Genomic DNA, 22,706 nt, shown 5'->3' with positions numbered 1-22,706 from the left:
GTGAAATCTAGCAGGTTAGGAAAATTATCTGCTATTCCGAAAAATGCTCCTCTTTTTTAAGCTCACTCAACCTGTATTTTGCGATTTTGATCATAGCAGCATTTCCATTTCCGGCATACCTGTCAAGGTATCGCTGGTAATGTTCAGCCACAGATTTTTTATCTTCAAAATACCTGTCGGCAGTAAGCGCCAGTTCCAGCAAAGCTCTTTCGTTCTCTTCATTTTCTTCGATCGCAAATTTGAAAAATCGGTAGGCCTCTTTAAAATCTTCGAGTTCCTTTGAAGCCAGTCCAAGATTCAGAAACTCTTTGTCAACTCTGGGATTTTTTATAAACAGGGCATTGTAGAAATGTTCTCTCGCCTCTTTATGTTTGTCCATCTCCATCAGGATGACACCTATATTAGAATGCGCAGCGCTATTCATATCATTGATGTCCAGCATTTGCTTATAAGTTTCCAAGGCTTTTGGTAACTGGCTGGTCATACGATAGGCTTTTGCGAGCTTTTCCAGTACAAATTCTGAAGCTTCCCCTTCTTCCACGATCGTATTAAACGCCGGTATCGCCTTGTCAAACTGAAAAGTGGACATATAGGCCTGGCCCAGAATAGATAACAGACTTACATTTTTTGGACGTTTTTTTAAACCAGCCTGCGCAAGTACAATCGCTTCATGTTTTCTACCGCGAGCTAATTGATATTTGCTTGTTTTATATAATGCACCTTGATGTGAAAAATTGTAACTCACGGTTTCAAAAAATAAACGATTAGCCAGGGTATCCAGTTTGCGTTTTTCTTTAACAAGTCCTAATCTATAGGTAAAGCCAGCATTTTCAGGATATCTTTCTTTTAAATTGCTGAAGATACTATCAGCCAGCTCAAGCTTTCCATTCTCAAGTAAAAGTTCTCCATAGTCCTGCATCGTTAAAACCTTCTCGGGATGTTGTTGAGTTACCTGTTTATAATTCTCAAGTGCGGCTTTGATATTTCCTTCCGACTGCTGAAATTTCGCCAGTTTCAATAGAACTTTAGCATCTTTATCAGGCAGGTCTGTTAGCAATTGAATGGCTTCTTCACGATTGCCAACGGCTGCAAGGCTATCAGCATTATTTAAAATGTCCTGCTGCGCATAGGCGGGCAGCAGGACAATTACAGTAAAAGTTAGGGTTAGCAAAAATCTCAAATCACTAAGTTTTATCCGTTCTTATTTTCTTTTTGAGGCGTAGCAAATTCTATGGGTAAAGCATAGGCGATCGCGACTTTCTCACCTTCAAATTCACCCGCTTGCATCTTCGGTAATGAATTTATCACGCGAGTGGCTTCAGCTTGCAGGCTGGCTCTTACATCAGCCTCTTTTGCCAGAGATCTTGATTCAACGTCTCTAATTTCACCATCTTTTCCTATCACAAATTTCACAACAATACGCTGGCGACCGGTAAGATTCAATTCCTTTCCCAGAGCGGTGTTGAAATTTTTGTTCACATGATTGGTGATTCGTTCGACCGTGCAATCTTTCTGATCATTGCCTATTAGCGATTTACATCCAGGATAAACAGGTGTTTTGTCTGCCACCGCAAAGGGTGTAGCCAAATCCTGGCTGAAACCTGAAAGAGAAATCAGGAATGCAAAAAGGCTTAGCAGAGTTTTAAATTTTATGTTTTTCATAATCTTGTTTTTTAATTTATTATTGAACCTGAAATGCGATTGGTAGACTATACATGACACTTACGGCACGACCATTCTGTTCTCCTGGAATAAATGATGGAAGCTCAGAAATGACTCGTTTAGCTTCCTCTTCTAATCTCGGATGCGGAGCTCTTGATTTAATATCCTGAACCTGTCCGTTTTCATCAATTCTGAATTGAACGATAACACGATTTACACCTACAAGTCCCAATTCTTTTCCCAATGAAGTATTGAAATTCTTGTTGACGAAATCAGAAATTTCTGAAGAAGTACAGTTTTTTCTGGCGTCATCTACCCACTCATCACAACCTTCAAAAGCAGGAACTTTTTCGATTACAGCAAAAGGAACTGAGGTAGCATTATCGTAGGCGCTATAATCAGCACGGTTTTGAATATCTTCGGTAGAACCTGGCGCTGGCGGAGGTGAAGGTGGCAATGTTTGTTCTTCAACAACTTCTATAACCTCTGTCCCATTCGCCTTCGCTTCTTTCAATAATAACTCTTCTCTTTTCTTAAGAAGCTGCAGGAACTCTTCTTTCTCTGATGGAGTAAGGCTCTCCTTATTTTCTAGATGTGCTTTAAGTTCCGCAATTATTTCCGAAGTGCTGGATTTCTGTAATTCTGGTTCTATTTCCGAGGAATTATCATCTGAACATGCTACATAAGTAAGCATAAGCATTAGCATGGGAATGATGAGTAAAAACTTGAATTTTGAAATGTTGGATGATTGATTTTTCTGTAACATAATGATTCGTTTTTTGATTAATGAATGACTAAAAAATTGATTGGTGAATGAAAAGTTTTCTGTTCCGAAGGCGGTATTGAGCAACTGTTCGAAATATTGCTTTTTTCCAGATTTCTGAACAGTGGTGCTATCAGCGATATACTCATGAAGCGTGGCCAGACGTGACTGGAAAATATAGATAAGCGGATTGAACCAGAACAGGATCTTCAATAATTCAAAGACCATCAAATCAAAACCGTGATGATCTCGCAGGTGTACCAATTCGTGCGTGATGATATGCTGTCGGTCTTTTTCTGAAATCTGGTCTCCTATATATAATTTATTGAAATAGGTAAAAGCAGTATCAGAATCTGGAACCTCTCTCAGCTCGTAGTAACGAATATCGAGAGTTTTACTTTTTCGAGCGATCTTCTGAAGTTTAATAAGCTTGAAAATAAATATGCTGAAACTGATGACTACTCCTGCAAGATATAACCATAACATCCAGTTGATTGAAGGATCTGCCTGAACAGAATTCGTAGTTGCAGCGTTGGAAGTTTCACCAATCATTACCTCCGGCATTAAGATCATTGTTTGATCACTAAATTGCTGCATGGCCCGAGCAGGAGCCATTTGCTGTAAGCTACCAATTTTGATAAAAGGGATCAAAAATGCCAGGATAGGAGTGGCAATCAAGTACGCACGGTTAAGTTTAAAAAAGGTTTCTTTTTCCAGTAACACCTCGTAGATCACGAAAAATGCCAGCTGAAATAAAATTACCTGGATGATATAATGTTCCATCACTTATTGTCTTTATTAATTTCCTTCAAAATTGCTTCTAGATCTGTTGATTTCATCTCGTTCTTTTTCATAAAAAAGCTAACCATACTTTGAAATGAACCATTAAAATAATTGTTCATCAACTGGTTAATACTTTGATTACTATAGGTCTCTTTCTCAACTTTTGGAAAATAGATATAACCTTTTCCCTTTTTTCTATGATCTACAAATTCCTTATTCTCCAGGATTCTTACGATCGTCGAAACCGTGTTGTAGGCCGGTTTAGGTTCGGGCATTTCATCAATGATCCCGTTCACATTAGATTCTTTTAGATGCCACAGAATCTGCATGATCTCTTCTTCAGCTTTGGTTAATTGTTTCATGGTAGATAAATAAGTTAAAGCTAATATAGAACTAATCTTTTAGTTTAAACTAATTATTTAGTTAAAAAATGATTTTAAGTTGATTATCTTCGTTCAGAAAAAGAAATAGTATGGAGATAGTATTGTTAAGTGTGGCAGCGATTTTTATGATCCTGGGAATCCTGGGAAGTTTTCTTCCGGTCTTGCCCGGAGTACCATTAAGCTGGATCGGGTTGCTTATATTTTTCCTTATTCCGGGAGTAGGAGTGAACTACGTTTTCCTTGGAATCACGCTCTTTGTTGCTATCCTATTCTATATTCTCAATTTTGCCATTCCAGCGATGGGAACCAAGAAATTTGGAGGAAGCCGAAAAGGAATGATCGGAGCTACTATAGGTTTAATCATTGGAATCTTCGCTCCATTTCCTTTCGCTATTCTTATTTGTCCGTTTGTAGGTGCTTTTATTGGAGAAATTCTAAATAAATCTGATTCCAGAACGGCTGGAAAGGCTGCTTTTGGTTCTTTTCTCGGTCTGCTGGCTTCAAGCTTTATGGAGTTCATCGTCACTTTTGCATTTCTTATCCTGTTCCTCTACCAATTCTGGAGTTATAAGGAGTTTATATTCTGAAAGATCCGATTTTCAGAAACCTTTAAATAAGCGTACTTTTGCAAAAAAGTTAAATGATGTTAGATTTTATTGTGGTAGGAGCGGCACAGGCAGGTTTGGCCATGGCGTATTATCTAAAACAACAGGGTCATAACTTCCTGGTAGTGGATAAAGCAACCGAAATTGGTGCTTCATGGATGAATCGCTGGGATTCTCTTACTCTTTTTACTCCCTCTGAATTTAATAACATGCCCGGGATGGAATTTCCGGCCGAAAAAGGACATTATCCATCTAAAACTGAAGTTGCCGGCTATTTTAAAGAATACGTGCAGAATTTTGATATTCCGGTTCAGTTAGAAACTTACATCCAAAAGATCACACGAGTAAATGATCATTTTCTGCTAAAGTCTCCTCAAGGTGATCTAAAAGCCAGAAATGTAGTTATTGCTACAGGGCCATTTCATATTCCCTATACACCAGCTTTCTCTAAAAAGATCTCTTCTGAAGTTTTTCAGATCCATAGCAACTATTATAAGAATCCAGACCAGTTACAGTCAGGACCAGCGATGGTGGTGGGAGCGGGAGATAGCGGATTTCAGATCCTCGATGAAATTTCTGAAAATAATCGCAAAACCTATTTTTCAGGAACTACAGATGTAAAAGTACTTCCGCAGGAAATAATGGGTAAGACACTTTGGTGGTGGTTTACAAAATCCGGCTTTTTAAGCTTCAGTAGAGATACATGGCTGGGAAAAAAAATCAGTAATTCGCGACAACCCGTAATTGGAACAGATGTAAAAGGGATTTTGGCCAGGAAAAATGTAATCGCTGTAGGAAAAACCAAAGATGCTGAAAACGAGCGTATACTCACTGAGAAGCAAGAACTTCGGGATATAAAGAATATCGTCTGGGCTACTGGTTACCGACCAAATTTCGAATGGATCGAAGGCCTGGAACTGGCAAAAAACGGCTATCCTGAACATTACCGTGGAGTAAGTAATATGGAAGGCCTTTACTTTATTGGTTTGCCCTGGTTGCATACCAGAGGTTCTGCAACCCTTGGCGGAATCAAAAAAGATGCAGCTTACCTCGCCGGAAAGATTAGTGAAAAGCCTTCAGTTTTAGTATAACCACCTTTCAATTACAAGAACTTCATGTAATTTGGTTTTATGATTGTGGCGCATATCTTACTTTTGCGATATGACAATTACAGATACGCACACTCATTTATATAGTGAGTCTTTTGATGGCGACCGGCAGCAACTTATTCAGGATGCCATCGCTCAAAATGTGACCCGTTTTTTTATTCCGGCTATAGATTCAGAAACTACCCAAAGTATGTATGAGCTGGAAAAAGCATTTCCAGAGAACATTTTTTTGATGATGGGATTACATCCTACTCATGTGCAGGAGAATTATGAAGATGAATTAAAGCATGTAGAAGAGGAACTTGCAAAACGTAAATTTTACGCTGTAGGAGAAATTGGGATCGATCTATATTGGGATAAATCCACGCTGGAAATTCAGCAGGACGCTTTCAGAAGACAGATACAGCTTGCGAAAAAATATAAACTTCCAATTGTTATTCATTGTCGTAATGCTTTTGACGAGGTATTTTCAGTATTAGAAGAAGAAAAAGGAGATGATCTTTTTGGAATCTTTCACTGCTTTACAGGGAATTTTGAACAGGCGCAACAGGCGCTTTCCTATAATATGAAACTGGGCATTGGCGGAGTGGTTACTTTCAAAAATGGAGGGATAGATAAATTCATGGCCAAGATTCCGCTGGAGCAAATTGTTCTTGAGACAGATGCTCCATACCTGGCTCCTAAACCTTTCCGCGGAAAAAGAAACGATCCGGTCTATATTTTAAAGGTGGCCGAGAAATTAGCTGAATTATATGAGCTCCCATTGGAGGAGATTGCTGAGGTAACCACCAAAAACTCGAAGGAAGTCTTTGGAATCTAAAGCTGTTAAACATAAATTTTGTTCATTTGTTGAAATAATAAGAGATATAGGTGCAAAATTTTGACGATATACGTTTTTACGACGATGAAGAAGTAAATCCTGCTTTACAGCAGTATGTAAAACATCCCATGGTAAAGGCGCTTCTGCAATTTACCTTTCCCGATCTTGAATATGAAGAGATCAAAACGATCGTGGCAGATTGTTACTCCATAAGGGATTTCCAGAGTAAGGTCATCTATTACAGTGTTGAAAAAGTTCTGGAAAAATCCAGTGAAGGGCTAAGCGACCGCGGTTTTGATAAACTGGATGAAGACGAATCATACTTCTATATTTCCAATCACAGGGATATTCTTTTAGATACTTCCTTGCTTAATTATACGCTGTATAACCATGACCTTGTGATGACTGCTTCAGCCATTGGTGACAACCTGGTACAGAAACCTTTCCTCGCTGCCCTGGCTAAGTTGAATCGTAATTTCCTGGTTCTTCGAAATCAGAGTCCGCGTGAGATGCTGAAAAGTTCCATGCGACTTTCAGAATATACCAGAGGATTACTGGAAGATTCAAGATCGATCTGGATGGCGCAACGAGAAGGCAGAACCAAAGATGGTAATGATGTGACCCAGCAGGGTGTTCTCAAGATGATCGGGATGGCCAAGGGTGACCTGGATCTTCTCGATTACCTGGCTAAGATCAAGATCGTACCGGTTTCCATTTCTTATGAATTTGATCCTACAGATATGCTGAAAATGCCGGAAGTACTGGCAAAAAGGATGCAGGAGGAATATAAGAAAAGCGCCAATGAAGACTTTAATAGTATCATGCAGGGCGCAATGGGGCAAAAAGGTAGAATACGTTTGAATGCGGGTGATGTGATCACTTCAGAAGACCTGGATTATATTCGTGAGCAGAATCTTTCAGTAAACGATCAACTTCAGGCCGTTTCCAAACTCATTGATAGAGCGATCCATAAAAATTACAAATTATGGCCATCGAACTATATCGCCTGTGATCTACTCAGAAACGAGGAGCGATTTACAAATAAATACACAGAAAAAGAAAAGAGACAGTTTGATCGCAGAGTAAGCAGGCGGGTGGATATAAAAAATCCGTTGGCTTTAAATAGCTATTTATTAATGTACGCGAATCCTGTAATCAATAAACTGGGACTTAATGAAGGATAATTCCAAGATACTACTTGTTTATACCGGTGGTACCATTGGCATGATCAAGGATTATGAGACTGGTGCGTTAAAAGCTTTCAATTTTGATGAGCTTTTGCATAATATCCCGGAATTGAAGATCCTTGAGCATGAGATCGAAACCATGACTTTTGGTGATCCTATCGATTCCTCCAATATGAATCCCGAATACTGGATCAAAATCGCGAATGTGATCCATGAAAGATTCGATGATTATGATGGGTTTGTCGTGCTACATGGAAGTGATACGATGTCCTATACTGCTTCTGCGCTTAGTTTTATGTTCGAAAATCTAACGAAGCCAATCATTTTCACCGGTTCGCAGTTGCCTATTGGAGATTTGCGGACAGATGCAAAAGAAAACCTGATCACAAGTATTCAGGTTGCAGGTTTAAGAAAGAATGGAAAGCCGGTTATCTCTGAAGTTGGACTTTATTTTGAATACAAATTGTACCGTGCGAACAGGACGACGAAGATCAATGCCGAGCATTTTCAGGCTTTTTCCTCTATGAATCACCCTGCATTGGCAGAATCTGGGGTATATCTATCGGTTAATTATAAGGCACTTTGGGCTCCTAATAGAAAGCAGAAAACAAAATTACATACAGGTTTTGATGATAATATACTGGTATTAAAAATGTTCCCGGGAATAAGCGAGAGCACGGTGGAGCATATTCTGGCTAAACCTGGGCTAAAGGGAGTGGTGTTAGAGACTTACGGTAGCGGGAATGCACCAAATACATCCTGGTTTCTCGAACTGCTTCGGAAGAAAATAAAGGAAGGGCTTTTTGTGGTTAATGTGACGCAATGTGTAGCAGGAAGTGTGAACATGGGACAGTATGAAACCAGTGTAGGTCTTAAGAAAGTAGGGGTGGTTTCCGGAAAGGATATCACTACCGAAGCTGCGGTAAGCAAACTGATGTATCTGATTGGTAAAGACTTATCTCCAAAAGTTTTCAAAACGATCTTCGAAACCTCGCTTCGTGGTGAAATGTCTTAAAATTAATGGCGGGTTTCTTGACGGGTAATTATTTTTTTCGTTATTTGCCGAGCCTAACAAATACAGAGAGGTGGCCGAGTGGTCGAAGGCGCACGCCTGGAAAGTGTGTATACGTCACAAGCGTATCGAGGGTTCGAATCCCTTCCTCTCTGCTAAGTGTTTATTAAAAATAATTTATATCTTTAACCTTTAACTAATTAAATTAAGACAAACAGTAATGAAAAGATTATTTTCTATTTTGGTAATCGCCGCGATTACGGTTCTTGGAACCTATAATCTACAGGCGGCTAACGGTACGAATAATTTGCCAGGAACGATTGTGAGCTTTGTACAGGATGACGAAGAAGCAATGGCCGGTGATGATCTGGAAGAAGAAGACCTTGGTTTTCACCAGGAGCTTAAGAAACGTTTCATCGAAGGTGGTCCAGGTTTTATGGGGATCGTACTTTTGTGTTTAATTCTTGGTCTGGCCATTGCCATTGAGAGAATTATCTTTTTAAACCTATCTACTACGAATACTAAGAAGTTGGCTCAGGATGTTGAGGACGCTCTTCATAGTGGTGGAGTAGAAGCAGCTAAGGAAGTTTGTAGAAATACAAAAGGACCTGTTGCCTCAATTTACTACCAGGGTCTTGACAGAGCAGATGAAAGTATTGAAGCTGCAGAGAAAGCGGTAGTTGCTTACGGTGGTGTTCAAATGGGACAACTTGAGAAGAATGTATCTTGGGTATCTTTATTTATCGCACTTGCACCAATGCTTGGGTTCATGGGTACTGTAATCGGGATGATTCAGGCGTTTGACCGTATTGAAGCAGCTGGAGATATGCAGCCGTCACTTGTAGCTGGTGGTATTAAAGTAGCACTTCTTACAACTGTATTTGGTTTGATCGTTGCGATTATTCTTCAGATTTTCTACAACTACATCATTGCTAAGATTGATAGCATTGTAAACGATATGGAAGATGCATCTATTCTTCTTATCGATATGTTGGTAGCTTACAAGAATAAAAAACGAATCTAAGACAACGTAAATTATGACCTTACATAAAGTATTAAAATATCTGGCACTCGTGATCGGTGTGATTGGGTTAATTCTTCTGGGAAGAATTATCGCTACCGGTGACGATGCTATAAAAGCCTCGGCAGACCTACAGGGGAGTCATTTAGACCCTTTCATGTGGATCGCATACATTGTTCTTGCAGCAGTTGTAGTATTGGTTGCTATCTTTGTGATCGTAGGTTTATTCAGAGGAAGTATTAAGAACACCATTATTGCCGTAGGATCCTTTGCAGTGATCATTATTGTCGCTTATGTATTAAGTGACGGTGAGGCAACTCAACTAAAAGATGGTACTATGCTGTCTGCATCTGCAGATCATTGGGTAGGCGCAGGATTAATTACCTTCTATATACTTGCAGCAGTTGCGATTGCAGCAATGGTATTCTCTGGAATAAAAAAATTAGCTAAATAATATGGCAAAGAGATCAGCACCGGAAGTGAATGCCGGGTCTATGGCAGATATCGCCTTCTTACTTCTTATCTTCTTCCTGGTAACTACTACCATTGAGACAGATAGTGGGATAAGCAGGAAGTTACCGCCATGGCAACCTGAAGAGCAGGAGCCTCCGGTTATTAAACAACGAAACATCTTCACGGTGCTTGTGAACAGTAATAACGAGCTGCTGGTTGAAGATGAGAGCATGGAAATTGGGGAACTGCGTGAAGCAGCTGTCGAATTTCTTGATAATGGTGGAGGACAAGGCGATGAAGCCTGTAGTTTCTGCCAGGGAGCTAAAGATCCTGCATCTTCAGTGAATCCACAGAAAGCTATTATTTCACTGGTAAATAACCGTGGAACAGAGTATGGTACTTATATCGCTGTACAGAACGAACTTGTGGCTGCATATAATCAGCTTAGAGATCGTGAAGCACAGAGAATGTATGGTACCACTTTCACTAAAATGGAAAGTAACTACAATGATCCAAGATATACTGGTGACAAAGATGCTTTAAAGGAGAAGATCGATGTAATATCTGATATGATTCCTCAGAAATTATCTGAAGCTGAACCTACAAATTAGAACTAGAAACGAAAAAACGACTTAAATTATGTCAAAATTTAAAAAGAAAAAGTCTGGAGATTTGCCTGCAATTAGTACGGCATCTTTACCTGATATCGTTTTTATGCTATTGTTCTTCTTTATGGTGGCAACGGTAATGCGTGACAATACATTAATGATCCAGAATAATTTGCCATTTGCAGACCAGGTGGAGAAATTGGATAAGAAGGATTTGATCATGTACATTTACGCTGGTAAACCGAGCCAGAGATACCAGGCGAAATATGGTACTGAAGCCAGAATTCAGCTAAATGATAAATTCGCAAGTGTTGAAGAAGTGCAGCAGTTTATTTACGCCGAAAGAGAATCCAAGCGAGAAGAACTTGTTCCATATCTTACAACTGCTTTGAAAGTGGATGAAGAAACCAATATGGGACTAGTATCTGATATCAAACAGGAACTTAGAAAAGCTGAAGCGTTAAAAATCAACTATACTACCAAAAAGGGAGAAGCTGGTAATAACATCGATTAAAATCTTTTCAATTTAATTATAGAAAGCATCCTGTCCGGTTTAAAACCAGGCAGGATGTTTTTTATATTTATAGAATTTTTGAAACCATGAGGATCAAATTGATCAATCTTAGTTTAATTCTGCTTTATCCTGTCATCATAATTGCGCAGGAAGAACAGCGGCAATACAAAATCCCGGATTCAGTACCATTTACAATAGATAGCCTTTACAGGGAGGATCAATTCTACGTCGGTTTTAGTTTTAATTTGATCACGAATAAACCTGAAGCGGTCTCTCAGGAAAGTTTTTCCGGAGGTCTCAACCTGGGAGTGATTCGAGACATGCCATTGAACAAACGTAGAAACGTTGCACTCGGTCTAGGGCTAGGTTGGGGAATTGATAGCTATGGGCAAAATTTGCGTATTACTAAGTCTGCTTCCGTTGACACAGAATTTCAATCCTTAGAGGACATAGATTATGATACCAATCGCTACACGACACAACAGTTCGAATTGCCATTTGAATTTAGATGGCGTACTTCAACCCCAGAATCTTATAAGTTCTGGAGGATATATTCTGGAGTCCGTATAGGCTATATTTATAACTTCAGAAGTAACTATAGAGATGATACAGGACAAACTGTTATCAATAATCTTTCAGAATTAAATAAATTCAGAGCTGGAGCAACTTTTACCTTTGGATACAATACTTTCAACTTTCATTTCTACTATTCATTGATCCCTTTTTTCAAGGACGCTTCACTTCAGAATGAGTCTTTAGATGTATCTACCTTAAAAATAGGTCTGACATTCTATATTCTGTAAACCACAGATTGAACAGGAGCAATTGCGGACCTAGACCTAACAGGCTTCCCGCCCATAATTCTGAGCTTGTATGAGCTTTAAAATAAAGTCTTGAAGATGCTGTGAGACCGCAGGCGATGATGAGAAATGCCACGGTATAGATATAATATAGGTGAAAGTAAATACAGAAGCCGGTAACGAACATTAATAGCCCGGTGATTCCCATCATATGCAAGCTGACTTTAAGCCTGAACCAGCTCAAGGTATAGGCTAATAGAGTTGAAATAAGTATGCCTGCGAAATAATAATATAGCCCGGGATAATTATAGAAATTTAAAATTTGATGTAAAACCATCAGTATCAATAAGCAAAAGAAAAATAGTGGCCAGCGCCTTTCCTCAGTTTTCTCAAGAAAAACCGATTCTGCTTTCCCAAGATTCTTCAGTAAAAAATAGAATACTACCGGTATGAATATCGTAATGATCGCTATCGCCATTAATTTAGCTTTAACGATTTCGTCTGGAAAATACCTTGGAATAAAAATAAAGTAAAACAGACTTCCAGAAAATGGCATCCACAATGGATGGAATACGTATGAGGAAAGCCTAAGTAGGAATTTCATTAGATCTCTTTTCGCAATCTTGCTACAGGAATATCCAGTTGTTCGCGATATTTCGCAACTGTTCTTCTGGCGATAGGATAACCTTTGCTTTTCAGGACCTTAGCGAGCTTCTCATCTGTAAGAGGTTTTCTTTTATCTTCTTCCTCTATGGACATCTCCAAAATTTTCTTTATTTCCCTTGTAGACACTTCTTCGCCCTGATCGTTCGTCATCGATTCAGAGAAGAACTCTTTGATAAGTTTCGTTCCGTATGGAGTATCGACATATTTGGAATTCGCCACTCTTGAAACTGTAGACACATCCATTTCAATCTCATCTGCTATATCTTTAAGGATCATGGGTCTAAGATTCCGTTCATCTCCGGAAAGAAAGTATTCCTTCTGGTAATTCATGATCGAACTCATGGTTACCATAAGCGTTTGCTGTCTTTGTTTTATAGCTTCAATAAACCATTTTGCGGCATCTAGCTTTTGCTTAATGAACATGACGGCATCCTTCTGAGCCTTCGTCTTTTCTTTTGATTCCTTGTAACCTTTAAGCATGTTACTGTAGTCCCTTGAAATGTGCATTTCAGGAGCGTTTCTACCATTCAGGCTTAACTGTAAATCACCATCTTCTATTTTAATGGTGAAATCTGGTATAACATGTTCTACCATTCTGGTGTTGCCCGAATAAGCACCACCAGGCTTAGGATTTAGATGTTCGATAACGTCTATAGCTTCACGGAGGTCGTCCTCGCTTATATCGTGGCGTGTAAGAAGTTTGTTGTAATGTTTTTTGCTAAAATGATCAAAAGAGCGTTCCAGCAGATCTTTGGCTAGTTCCACCTGTCTTGTGGGTTCTCTGCGATTTAGCTGAATGATCAAACATTCTTCAAGACTTCGTGCACCAACCCCAGCAGGATCGAGTCGTTGTACTTTTTTAAGTACTTTTTCAACCGTTTCCTCGTCTGTATATATATTTTGGGTAAAAGCAAGATCATCTACAATATCCTGAATGCTTCTTCTTATATATCCGCTTTCATCCACACTTCCTACCAGAAACTCTGCAATATCCTGCTCGATATCATCCAGTCTTATTGTGCTTAACTGAGTTTTTAAATGTTGCGTAAATGAAGTTCCGGCGGCATAAGGCACCTGCTTGTCTTCATCATCTGCACTGTAATTATTGGCATTCAGGCGATAACTTGGAATTTCATCATCACTCAAATATTCATCAACGTCTATTTCAGTTTCAATGCTTTCACTATCGGTATCGTATTCATCGTCTGAATTATCATTTCCTATATCATCATATTCGTCGACACGATCTTCCTTTCCATCTTCCAGCGCCGGGTTCTCTTCCATTTCCTGCTTGATACGTTGCTCAAAAGCCTGGGTAGGCAATTGAATAAGCTTCATCAATTGGATTTGCTGCGGAGAGAGCTTCTGAGATAGTTTAAAATTTAATTGTTGCTTTAGCATAAACGAGTGCTTGTTTAACAAAAATAAGGAAAAATCGATCCAAGTTGGCTTTGGCACGAACTATGTTCGTGGTAAATTTTTGTTAAGACAGCTTATGTCGGGTAAGGTTTCTAAACCTCTTCGGAAGCTTCAATTCAATCTTCATTTCTTCTGAAGTGATAGGATGTCCAAAACTAATTCCGGAGCTAAATAGATACAGATTCTTGTACTTAAAATATCCTTCCTCAATGCCATAAATTGAATCTCCAACTATTGGAAAAGACATATCACTTAGATGAATACGAATCTGGTGCGTGCGACCAGTGATGGGTTTGGCTTTCACCAAGGAAAAAATTTCGTCCTCAATTTCAAAATTATCAACTGGTTCAAATATGGTCGTTGCAGCTTTACCGTCTATGCTTGCAGTCCGTGTCACCACGCATTGTAGCTGGCCGTGAACTAGTGCATGATATGTTTTAAGAATGGATTTATTTTCGAAAGCGCCGTGTAATATTTGCTGCACTATCCTGGTTTTGGCAACGAGAATGATCCCGGCGGTAGGATTATCCAGTCTGTGAACAGGAACCGGATATCTTAAAGCATCTTCAGAATTGGATACAGATAAATTATGCAGAAGGGCATTTTCCAGTGTTCGAAAATAATTGCCGTTGGTAGGAATGCCCGATGGTTTGTGAACCACAGCAAGATATTCATCTTCATATAATACTTCAAGTAAAAATTTGAAGATCTTTCTTTGCTGAAATTTATCTTCCAGAAGTTCGATCTTCTGTCCCGGTTGGATCCAGTCTGCAGTGCTAGCTCTTTCTCCATCCAGTAGGACTAGTTTCTTTGCAATCGCTTTTTTAAGTGCCGACCGACTGTTGATTTGAGGGAATATAGAAATCGCATACTCCTGCAACCGGATCTTTTGTTCGATTGCAGGGACTGTATGCGTTGCTATAATGTTCAATCCTAAAATTCTGCGTTTTGCGGAGTTCTTGGAAAAGGAATCACATCTCTAATGTTACCCATTCCCGTAGTGAACTGAACAAGTCTTTCAAAACCAAGTCCAAACCCACTATGTACACAAGTTCCGAACTTACGGGTGTCAAGATACCACCATAGTTCCTCTTCCGGAATGTTCAATTCTGCCATTTTCTCCTTAAGAACATCCAAACGTTCTTCACGCTGGCTTCCGCCCACGATCTCTCCAATACCAGGGAATAGAATGTCCATCGCTCTTACTGTTTTTCCATCCTCGTTCAAACGCATGTAGAATGCTTTGATATTGGCGGGATAATCGAAAAGAATTACCGGAGTTTTAAAATGTTTCTCAACAAGGTAACGTTCATGCTCACTTTGAAGATCTGCACCCCATTCTTCAATGATATAATTGAATTTCTTCTTCTTGTTTGGCTTCGAGTTCTTCAGGATCTCGATAGCTTCGGTATAACTAACTCTTTTGAAATTATTTTCCAGCACAAAGTTGAGCTTCTCCATAAGACCCATGTCACTTCTTTCGGATTTTGGCTTCAGCTGATCTTCTTTTTCCTGTCTCTCGGCAAGAAATTCCAGGTCATCTTTAGAGTGTTCCATTACGTATCTAAGTACGTATTTAATAAAATCTTCAGCCAGATCCATATTTTGATCCAGATCACAGAAAGCAACTTCTGGCTCGATCATCCAGAATTCAGCTAAATGCCTGGAAGTATTGGAGTTTTCAGCTCTAAAAGTTGGACCGAACGTATAAACCTGCCCCAAACCGAGTGCAAAGGTTTCAGCTTCCAGTTGTCCGGAAACTGTAAGATTCGTCTCTTTTCCGAAGAAGTCTTCCTTATAATTAATGCTGCCATCCTCATTTTTTGGAGGATTTTTCATATCCAGTGAAGAAACACGAAACATTTCTCCGGCACCTTCAGCATCACTACCCGTAATAATTGGTGTGTGAACGTGGTAGAAGTTCTTTTCCTGAAAATATTTGTGTACTGCAAAAGACAATTTACTTCGCACACGCATGATCGCTCCAAAAGTGTTCGTTCGTACACGTAAATGCGCCTGTTCACGTAGCTTCTCCATACTATGCTTCTTCGGCGATAGAATGGTTAGTTTCACTTCTTCAGGATTCGCATCGCCCAGAATTTGAATTTCTGAAACTTCAATTTCAACACGTTGCTGACTGCCAAGACTCTCTTTCAAAGTTCCTTTAACAGATATAGCTGCGCCTACGTTTATGCGATTGATGGTTTCCTCATCAGTATTTTCAAAATCGATAACGCATTGCAGGTTTTTCAAAGTTGAACCATCATTAAGCGCAATAAAACGATTACTACGGAAAGAGCGTACCCATCCCTTGACATGGTGTTCCTGTAAAAACTGATCGCTTTCCAGTATTTCAGCGACTTTTGCTTGTATCATTTAGTTGAAATTTAGAAAAAACAAAGATAGTTTTTCGCCTGAAGCTTAGCAAGCAGGCTGTTTTATATATTAATTTAATTGTTTTGCTGATCTCGATTTGCCTCCTCTTCTTCGGTCTCAAAAATACGCATCGCCGGTTCCTTTAAAGTTTCCTTATTCGCAATACTTCTTTCCAGTGAAAGCAGAAGTGAAGGTAGCAATAGTAAGTTCGACAGCATAGCAAACAGCAGAGTGGCCGAAACCAGTCCACCAAGGGCAACCGTCCCTCCAAAACTACTAATCATGAATACTGAAAATCCAAAGAAGAGAACGATGGACGTATAGAACATACTTACGCCGGTTTCTCTTAGTGCTGCATAAACGGAGCGCTTGATCTTCCAGTCATTGGCTTTTAATTCCTGCCTGTATTTTGCCAGAAAATGAATAGTGTCATCAACTGAAATTCCGAAAGCAATACTAAAAACCAGGATCGTTGAGGGTTTAATAGGAACTCCAAGAAAGCCCATTACTCCCGCAGTAACGATCAAAGGAAGTAAGTTTGGTACCAGAGAGATCAAAATCATCCTGAAACTTCTAAACATCCAGGCCATTAAACCTGCAATAAGCAGTATAGCGAGTCCTAATGAAATTATTAAATTTCTAACCAGGTAACTTGTTCCTTTCTGAAAAAGCAGCGCCTTTCCGGTAAGTGAAACCTCATATCTTTCAGATGGAAAGATCTTTTCTATTTCTGGTAAAAGGTCATTTTCGATCTCCTCCATTTTCTCGGTCCCCACATCCTTCATGAATGTAGTAATTCGAGCATATTGTCCAGTAGAATCCACGTAACTCTGCATAATTCCTTCCGAAGAAGAAAGACCTTTTGCATAGGGCATTATAAAGTTTTGCTCCTGTGATGTTGGTAACTGGTAATATTTCGGGTTCCCATTATAATACGCCTGCTTGCTGTATTTTACGAGTCGGTTGATGGATAATGGCTTGCTTAATTCCGGAATCTCTTCGATCTTACTTTCAAGATCATTCATCCGTTTTAAAGTAGAAAGCTTTAAAACGCCCTTCGGTCTCTTGGTATCGATCATGATTTCCAAAGGCATCACTCCATCAAATTCCCGTTCAAAGAATTTTACATCCTTATAGAATTGGGTTTCCTGAGGCATGTCCTCAAGAATACTTCCTGAAACCTTAATGGTGTAAATTCCAATGATACTAAGAATCAGAAGCCCCAGAGAAGATATATAAATAGCAATTCTATGGTTTCTTACCATATTTTCCATCCAGTCAACAAAGCCGCCAATCCATCGTGTATTCAGATGTTTTAAGTGCCTGTCTCGCGGTGGTTTCAAGTAGGAGTATATAACCGGAATGATCAATAAACTTAAAACAAAGATTGCCAGGATGTTGATAGAGGCCACCACACCAAACTCTCTTAAAAGCTGACTATCGGTTAAAATGAAAGTTGCAAAACCAGATGCGGTAGTTACATTGGTCATCAATGTAGCATTACCAACTTTGGTGATCACTCGTTGCAACGACTTTGCCTGGTTTCCATGTTTTTTGATCTCCTGCTGATATTTGTTGATTAGGAAAATACAGTTTGGAATACCTATTACGATAATAAGTGGAGGAATAAGTGCCGTTAGGATCGTAATCTCATAATGCAGAAGCCCTATAAAACCAAAGGCCCACATAACTCCAATACAAACCGTAACCATAGAAATAATGGTGGCTCGTATGGATCGAAAGAAAAAGAAGAATATTATGGAAGTGACCAACAAGGCTGCCACAATAAAAAGTCCAATTTCATCGACTATGTTTTGTGCATTCAAGGTTCGTATATAAGGCATTCCCGAAACCCTGATATCGATGCCCTTCTGCTCTTCAAATTCAGCGATAAGAGGTTCCAGTTCTTCCAGTACAAAGATCTTTCTGGCTTTAGTGTTTACCAGTTCTTTATTGAGATACAAAGCAGATTGTATAGTATTGGAATGTGAACTATACACCAGGTTCTCATAGAAAGGCAGAGCCGTAAAAAGTTTGTTTTCGAAAGTCGCAAGTATTTCACTATCCAGATCTTCTTCCGGTAGCACTGGCACCATTTCAAATCTTTTGGGATCTTCAAACTTTTTAAGTTCCTGAAGGCTGGCCGGAGAAATGATCTGGTCAACTTCAGGATAAGTAAGTAGCGTATCTGTAAGTTCATTCCAGGCTTTAAACTTTTCAGGAGTAAACAAGGCAGAATCCTGTACTCCTAACAGGATAAGATTTCCCTCTTCACCAAACTTTTCCAGGAAGTCGTTATAACTCACGTTCACCTCGTGATCGTCTGGCATTAAATTAGCCTCAGTAAACGAAAATTGCATGTTTTTCCATTGCGTGGAAAGCAGGTAGGTTGCGATCAGTATAAGAACAATGATCACAATTCGGTTTCGTAAAATAAGGCGTGCGATGGAATTCCAGAATCCAAAGCTAAAGATCTTTTGCATGGCTTTCTATTAGCGGCGCAAAGGTAAAAAAACCCTATTTAAATACTTTGTTATTAATGTATTAATCGAGGTTTGAGCTATAACTGTACCTGTAAAGTGAATTTGAGAGAGAAGTTCTCTTTGAAAGTAGGTAGATGATATGCTCCATATCTATAGGCTGTGCTAAGACCAAAGCCGCCAAATAATTTATTTAACTCCAGTCCTGCTTCAGAAAATCCATTTTCGAGAGTATTGAAACTGATGCCTTCATGCTTAGCAATATCTGTGAAATCACCAATGGCATGCCTTGAAATGAAAACAAGTTCTGGTCGAAAATTTTTACTTATAATAAACGGTCTTAATTGGTGCCTCATATGCATCATTACCTGCCTGTCTGAATAAAATTCATTGAAATACATGGTTTCAAAACTGTTACGACCAGCAACCGAAATTCTTTGAGAAATCCTGGATCTGTTAGGATTATTAGGGTAGGAGTGGAAAGCATGTGTTAAAGGTATATCTCCTACAGCATAATTACCTTCCAGTATAAATTCGGTTCTTGATTGATCGAGCCTTAAGATCTCATGCTCTGCTTTGATTCCAATTCTGGTAAAGTTGAAATCGCCATTCAAGATTTCCATTGCCTGTTCTAACTGACCGGTAAATTGAGGGAATTTTTTCTCTAGTAATACATCACCTTGCGGAGTTCTTAGATATTTTGAAAATGGTTGCCATAGGAATCCCGCTTTAATAAAATGAAGATCATAATCGCTGTACAACTGATTGTTATCGTTATAATTGTAATTTTTGATCTGCCATATTTTCTCTCTTGAAAATCGCAACTGCGTATCAAGCCTTGGTGTGATCTTATGTTCAAGCCCGATGGCAAAAGTCCTGATATTGTAGTAATTATTGGTGTTTACGAATCTAGGTTCCAGGATAGAAAAAGTATTTCTCCCTTTAAGGTAATCTACGGAAGCAATTTCATCAATATCTCTTGAAAAACTGAAGTTTAAAAACGTATGGTTTGTCTTGTTGAGATAGATCTGGCTACCCAAACCATATTTAAAGACTTCATCTTTAAAACCATAAGTCAGATAAGAGTTCAGATTAAAATTCTGTGAAAATTGATCGTTTGTCTTTCCTCCAAATCCAAGCCTTATGCCTTCATAATTACTAAACTTGAAGATCTTTCCAAGGTCTATATCCCAGAAACCTAAAGGGTAAGAGCCAGAAGCGATGGCTTGTTTCACCTGAATCTTACGTTCTATATTCTGAAACTTTATAAGACTGACTACTTTCTGTTCAGTAGCTTCATCGCGATCATCGAATTCCACTTTTCTGTTCTCTTTCCAGAAACTTTGTGTTCTGTCTATAGCGTCTGGATCGATCCTGATCTCAGCTTGACTAACTTTAACTTTTGTCTGTGGCTGCAAGTCAAAATCGTAGTGTACTACGGTTGAATTTAGGAAAAGATCCCCGCTTATTTCATCTGCACCCAGGAGTCTGCCAAGTATGCCAGGGTTTTGCTGAACAGTTCCAATTCCAACCGTACCGCCAAAAACTGCTATTTCTTTTCCTCCCGAACCTGCTCTTATTGTAGTCGTTTGTAGCTTCGGAAACCAGATGGCATGATCAGGGAAATATTGATATTCATAGTCAACTTCCAGTTTTACCGATCCCAGAAGTTGCGCTTTTGCCTTCTGAATAGCGAGGGTTTCTGTATCTAAATATAGAATTCCTTCCAGGCCAGCTACAATCTCTTCACGCTTTGGATTAAAGTAGATCACATAAGCAGGTCTTGAGGTTCGAGTCGTATCCAGAATCTTGTAATCATAGTTCTTAAAAGCTGCTTTTCCCAATGGTCCTGCATAATCTGTTTTATAGAGACTGTAATCGTTCTTATATAGAGAAAACGGATTGACGCCCATAGTGAGAACATTATAAACCGGTTTTTTAAATCCAGCAGTTCTTACACCGAGTACTTCTTCTGAAGTATCTCCATTCCCATCATAACTGTGACTGGCCACTTTTTCTGAAAGATATCCGCGCCCCTCATTTACAATGGTCTTCATTGCTGCTGAAGTACTATCGGCATAAAGCTGAATTCCACCACCTTCGTTGTCTACAATAAACTTGGAATAACTTTTATATTTGAAACCCGGTAAGACCTCCTCGGGATCATTTAGTTCTTTTCGCGAAATCGCTTCAGAAATAAGACTGTCGGCAGGATTAGGTGCATTGGAAAGTTCTACAGTTTGCAGTCTCTCCCGAACGGCGCTTAATTTGATCTGTAGATACTTTGTGTCTTGATTAATACGTGTACTTATTGTTTCATAGCCAACATAACTAATTCTTACTTCAACGACTTCTTTTCCAACTTGCAATTCAAAACTACCGTCAATATTGGTTAATACTGTGCCATTTTTAAAGGTGATCCTGGCATAGGCTAGTGGTTCATTAGTTTCTGAATCGATGACCCGGCCATTCACCTTAGACTGGGCGAAGCTTAAAGTAGTGATCAGTAAAAACAGGCATACTAGCTTCGACATTATCTTAAAATGAATTTGTTCAGAAATAAAAATGCCGGTTCAAATCTGTTTTTCTCCAGACCCGAACCGGCATAAAATTTTGAAATTGTGATCATTAAACGGTCATGATCTCTTTTTCCTTCACCACCAGGATACTTTCGATCTTGGCGATATATTCATTTGTAAGTTCCTGAACTTCATTTTCGGAAGCTTTTAAAGCATCTTCAGAGATATCAGTTTTTTTAAGTTCCTGCATTGCATGCTTACGATCATTTCTAACTCCAATTTTGGAATCTTCCGCTTCAGCTTTTGCCTGCTTGGACAATTGAATACGACGCTCCTCGGTAAGTGGCGGTACGTTAATGATCACACTCTCACCATTGTTCATTGGATTAAACCCAAGATTCGCAACCATGATCCCTTTTTCGATTTCTTGGATCATACTCTTTTCGAAAGGCTGAATTGATAATGTTCGCGCATCTGGTGTGTTCACATTAGCAACCTGTTGCAAAGGCGTTTTTGCTCCGTAATAATCAACCATTACACTTCCAAGCATGCTTGGAGTAGCTTTACCGGCGCGTATATTTGAAAGTTGTTTTTTAAGATGCACAATGGCGTTCTCCATTGCTTCTTTTGCTTCTTCTAAAATAAATTCAACCTCGTCCATTTCTAATATCGTTTTCTATTTAATTATAAATTCACTTTTGTTCCTACAGGCTCTCCAGTCGTAACTTTTAACAAGTTCCCCGGTTTGTTCATATCGAATACAATAATAGGTAATTCGTTTTCCTGGCTCAAAGTAAATGCCGTTGTATCCATTACTTTTAATCCTTTTTTCAAGACATCCTCGAAAGAAATAAAATCAAATTTTGTAGCGCTTTTGTCCTTTTCCGGGTCAGAAGTATAAATTCCATCTACTCTGGTTCCCTTAAGAATCACATCAGCTTTTATTTCAATAGCTCTTAATACTGCTGCAGAATCTGTAGTGAAATATGGATTTCCAGTTCCACCACCAAAGATCACCACACGACCTTTTTCCAGGTGCCTGATAGCTTTTCTTCTTATAAAAGGTTCTGCAACTTCATTAATTTTGATAGCCGACTGTAACCTGGTTTGAATATCTGCATCTTCAAGTGCACTTTGTAAAGCCAGACCATTAATTACGGTAGCGAGCATTCCCATATGATCACCCTGTACTCGATCCATTCCTTTACTGGCACCGGCAACACCTCTAAAAATGTTTCCACCACCAATTACAATAGCAAGCTCAACACCTTCTTCTACTACCGATTTGATTTCCGCAGCATATTCTGCCAGGCGTTCGGGATCGATGCCATATTGGCGCTTTCCCATTAAAGCTTCTCCAGATAGTTTTAAAAGTATTCTCTTGTATTGCATAGCTGTTTTTTATGAACCGTTGCAAATATAGCTAATATCTGAATTTGTGAAATATAAAGTGCCCTTTTTGAAAATGATTGGGAAGCATTTAGAATAAATTAACTCATTAGCCTTTTAATAATCGACTGACAGCC

General features: G+C 39.1%; 22 protein-coding genes and 1 tRNA gene. 11 read left to right on the top strand and 12 right to left on the bottom strand.

Annotated features, from left to right (window positions below; all coding sequences use genetic code 11):
• Window positions 1-31 precede the first annotated feature (31 nt).
• From ACSHZO_RS04400 to ACSHZO_RS04385, 4 genes are read right to left on the bottom strand one after another with little or no spacing between them, the layout of a single operon-like run.
• Window positions 32-1,180 (bottom strand): tetratricopeptide repeat protein, encoded by a 1,149-nt coding sequence (locus ACSHZO_RS04400; RefSeq protein WP_298246057.1) that lies wholly within the window; start codon window positions 1,178-1,180, stop codon window positions 32-34.
• 11 nt (window positions 1,181-1,191) lie between these two features.
• The gene (locus ACSHZO_RS04395; protein ID WP_298246058.1) at window positions 1,192-1,662 is read right to left on the bottom strand and encodes an energy transducer TonB; all 471 of its coding nucleotides are present in this window, start codon (window positions 1,660-1,662) and stop codon (window positions 1,192-1,194) included.
• 19 nt (window positions 1,663-1,681) lie between these two features.
• Window positions 1,682-3,208 (bottom strand): M56 family metallopeptidase, encoded by a 1,527-nt coding sequence (locus ACSHZO_RS04390; protein ID WP_298246059.1) that lies wholly within the window; start codon window positions 3,206-3,208, stop codon window positions 1,682-1,684.
• The gene (locus ACSHZO_RS04385; protein ID WP_141878915.1) at window positions 3,208-3,570 is read right to left on the bottom strand and encodes a BlaI/MecI/CopY family transcriptional regulator; all 363 of its coding nucleotides are present in this window, start codon (window positions 3,568-3,570) and stop codon (window positions 3,208-3,210) included. Before ACSHZO_RS04385 ends, ACSHZO_RS04390 begins: the two co-directional genes overlap by 1 nt.
• A gap of 110 nt (window positions 3,571-3,680) precedes the next feature.
• Here ACSHZO_RS04385 and ACSHZO_RS04380 point away from each other — a divergent pair, with 110 nt between their 5' ends.
• From ACSHZO_RS04380 to ACSHZO_RS04330, 11 genes are all read left to right on the top strand, one after another.
• A complete protein-coding gene (locus ACSHZO_RS04380) occupies window positions 3,681-4,178 on the top strand; it encodes a DUF456 domain-containing protein (RefSeq protein WP_141878914.1) in 498 nt (165 codons plus the stop codon).
• 56 nt (window positions 4,179-4,234) lie between these two features.
• The gene (locus ACSHZO_RS04375) at window positions 4,235-5,287 is read left to right on the top strand and encodes a flavin-containing monooxygenase (RefSeq protein WP_298246229.1); all 1,053 of its coding nucleotides are present in this window, start codon (window positions 4,235-4,237) and stop codon (window positions 5,285-5,287) included.
• 70 nt (window positions 5,288-5,357) lie between these two features.
• On the top strand, window positions 5,358-6,125 hold the full coding sequence (locus ACSHZO_RS04370; RefSeq protein ID WP_298246060.1) for a TatD family hydrolase: 768 nt from the start codon (window positions 5,358-5,360) through the stop codon (window positions 6,123-6,125).
• A 50-nt stretch (window positions 6,126-6,175) separates the two neighbouring features.
• Window positions 6,176-7,309, top strand: coding sequence for a 1-acyl-sn-glycerol-3-phosphate acyltransferase (locus tag ACSHZO_RS04365; RefSeq protein ID WP_298246061.1), 1,134 nt, complete (start codon window positions 6,176-6,178; stop codon window positions 7,307-7,309).
• Entirely contained in the window at window positions 7,299-8,327 is a 1,029-nt protein-coding gene (locus ACSHZO_RS04360; protein ID WP_141878911.1) for an asparaginase, read from the top strand. The genes ACSHZO_RS04365 and ACSHZO_RS04360 overlap by 11 nt, the downstream gene beginning before the upstream one ends.
• 64 nt (window positions 8,328-8,391) lie before the next feature.
• Window positions 8,392-8,479 (top strand) — tRNA-Ser (locus ACSHZO_RS04355).
• Window positions 8,480-8,544: 65 nt separating this feature from the next.
• Window positions 8,545-9,348, top strand: coding sequence for a MotA/TolQ/ExbB proton channel family protein (locus ACSHZO_RS04350; protein ID WP_295178516.1), 804 nt, complete (start codon window positions 8,545-8,547; stop codon window positions 9,346-9,348).
• 13 nt (window positions 9,349-9,361) lie between these two features.
• Window positions 9,362-9,799 carry a hypothetical protein gene (locus ACSHZO_RS04345; RefSeq protein ID WP_295178515.1) on the top strand — a complete coding sequence of 146 codons (438 nt, stop codon included), beginning with the start codon at window positions 9,362-9,364 and terminating at the stop codon, window positions 9,797-9,799.
• 1 nt (window position 9,800) lies between these two features.
• Window positions 9,801-10,409 (top strand): ExbD/TolR family protein, encoded by a 609-nt coding sequence (locus tag ACSHZO_RS04340; RefSeq protein WP_298246062.1) that lies wholly within the window; start codon window positions 9,801-9,803, stop codon window positions 10,407-10,409.
• 28 nt (window positions 10,410-10,437) lie between these two features.
• Window positions 10,438-10,920 carry an ExbD/TolR family protein gene (locus tag ACSHZO_RS04335; RefSeq protein ID WP_026914054.1) on the top strand — a complete coding sequence of 161 codons (483 nt, stop codon included), beginning with the start codon at window positions 10,438-10,440 and terminating at the stop codon, window positions 10,918-10,920.
• Window positions 10,921-11,006: 86 nt separating this feature from the next.
• Window positions 11,007-11,723, top strand: a complete 717-nt coding sequence (locus tag ACSHZO_RS04330; protein WP_298246063.1) for a porin family protein — start codon at window positions 11,007-11,009, stop codon at window positions 11,721-11,723.
• Here the strand turns inward: ACSHZO_RS04330 and ACSHZO_RS04325 are convergent.
• The 8 genes from ACSHZO_RS04325 to pyrH all read right to left on the bottom strand — a co-directional run bounded on the left by ACSHZO_RS04325 (window position 11,686) and on the right by pyrH (window position 22,572).
• Complete coding sequence (locus ACSHZO_RS04325) at window positions 11,686-12,324, bottom strand: hypothetical protein (RefSeq protein ID WP_298246064.1); 639 nt, start codon at window positions 12,322-12,324, stop codon at window positions 11,686-11,688. The genes ACSHZO_RS04330 and ACSHZO_RS04325 overlap by 38 nt on opposite strands.
• Window positions 12,324-13,787: an RNA polymerase factor sigma-54 gene (rpoN, locus tag ACSHZO_RS04320; RefSeq protein ID WP_298246065.1), complete on the bottom strand. Its 1,464-nt coding sequence runs from the start codon at window positions 13,785-13,787 to the stop codon at window positions 12,324-12,326. The genes ACSHZO_RS04325 and rpoN overlap by 1 nt, the downstream gene beginning before the upstream one ends.
• An 82-nt stretch (window positions 13,788-13,869) precedes the next feature.
• Window positions 13,870-14,736, bottom strand: a complete 867-nt coding sequence (locus tag ACSHZO_RS04315) for an RluA family pseudouridine synthase (RefSeq protein WP_298246066.1) — start codon at window positions 14,734-14,736, stop codon at window positions 13,870-13,872.
• 2 nt (window positions 14,737-14,738) lie between these two features.
• Window positions 14,739-16,181 carry an asparagine--tRNA ligase gene (gene asnS, locus ACSHZO_RS04310; RefSeq protein ID WP_298246067.1) on the bottom strand — a complete coding sequence of 481 codons (1,443 nt, stop codon included), beginning with the start codon at window positions 16,179-16,181 and terminating at the stop codon, window positions 14,739-14,741.
• Window positions 16,182-16,255: 74 nt separating this feature from the next.
• Window positions 16,256-18,664: an efflux RND transporter permease subunit gene (locus ACSHZO_RS04305; RefSeq protein ID WP_295180257.1), complete on the bottom strand. Its 2,409-nt coding sequence runs from the start codon at window positions 18,662-18,664 to the stop codon at window positions 16,256-16,258.
• A 77-nt stretch (window positions 18,665-18,741) separates the two neighbouring features.
• A complete protein-coding gene (locus tag ACSHZO_RS04300) occupies window positions 18,742-21,195 on the bottom strand; it encodes a DUF5686 family protein (RefSeq protein WP_298246068.1) in 2,454 nt (817 codons plus the stop codon).
• Between the two features lie 94 nt (window positions 21,196-21,289).
• Window positions 21,290-21,841, bottom strand: coding sequence for a ribosome recycling factor (gene frr / locus ACSHZO_RS04295; protein WP_298246069.1), 552 nt, complete (start codon window positions 21,839-21,841; stop codon window positions 21,290-21,292).
• A gap of 23 nt (window positions 21,842-21,864) precedes the next feature.
• A complete protein-coding gene (gene pyrH / locus ACSHZO_RS04290) occupies window positions 21,865-22,572 on the bottom strand; it encodes a UMP kinase (RefSeq protein WP_141878898.1) in 708 nt (235 codons plus the stop codon).
• Window positions 22,573-22,706 lie beyond the last annotated feature (134 nt).

Origin of the sequence: Christiangramia sp. 3-2217-3z (assembly GCF_051195275.1) — a bacterium.
In the GTDB taxonomy this organism is placed as follows: domain Bacteria; phylum Bacteroidota; class Bacteroidia; order Flavobacteriales; family Flavobacteriaceae; genus Christiangramia; species Christiangramia marina.
This window is presented reverse-complemented; position numbering and strand designations above follow the sequence as displayed.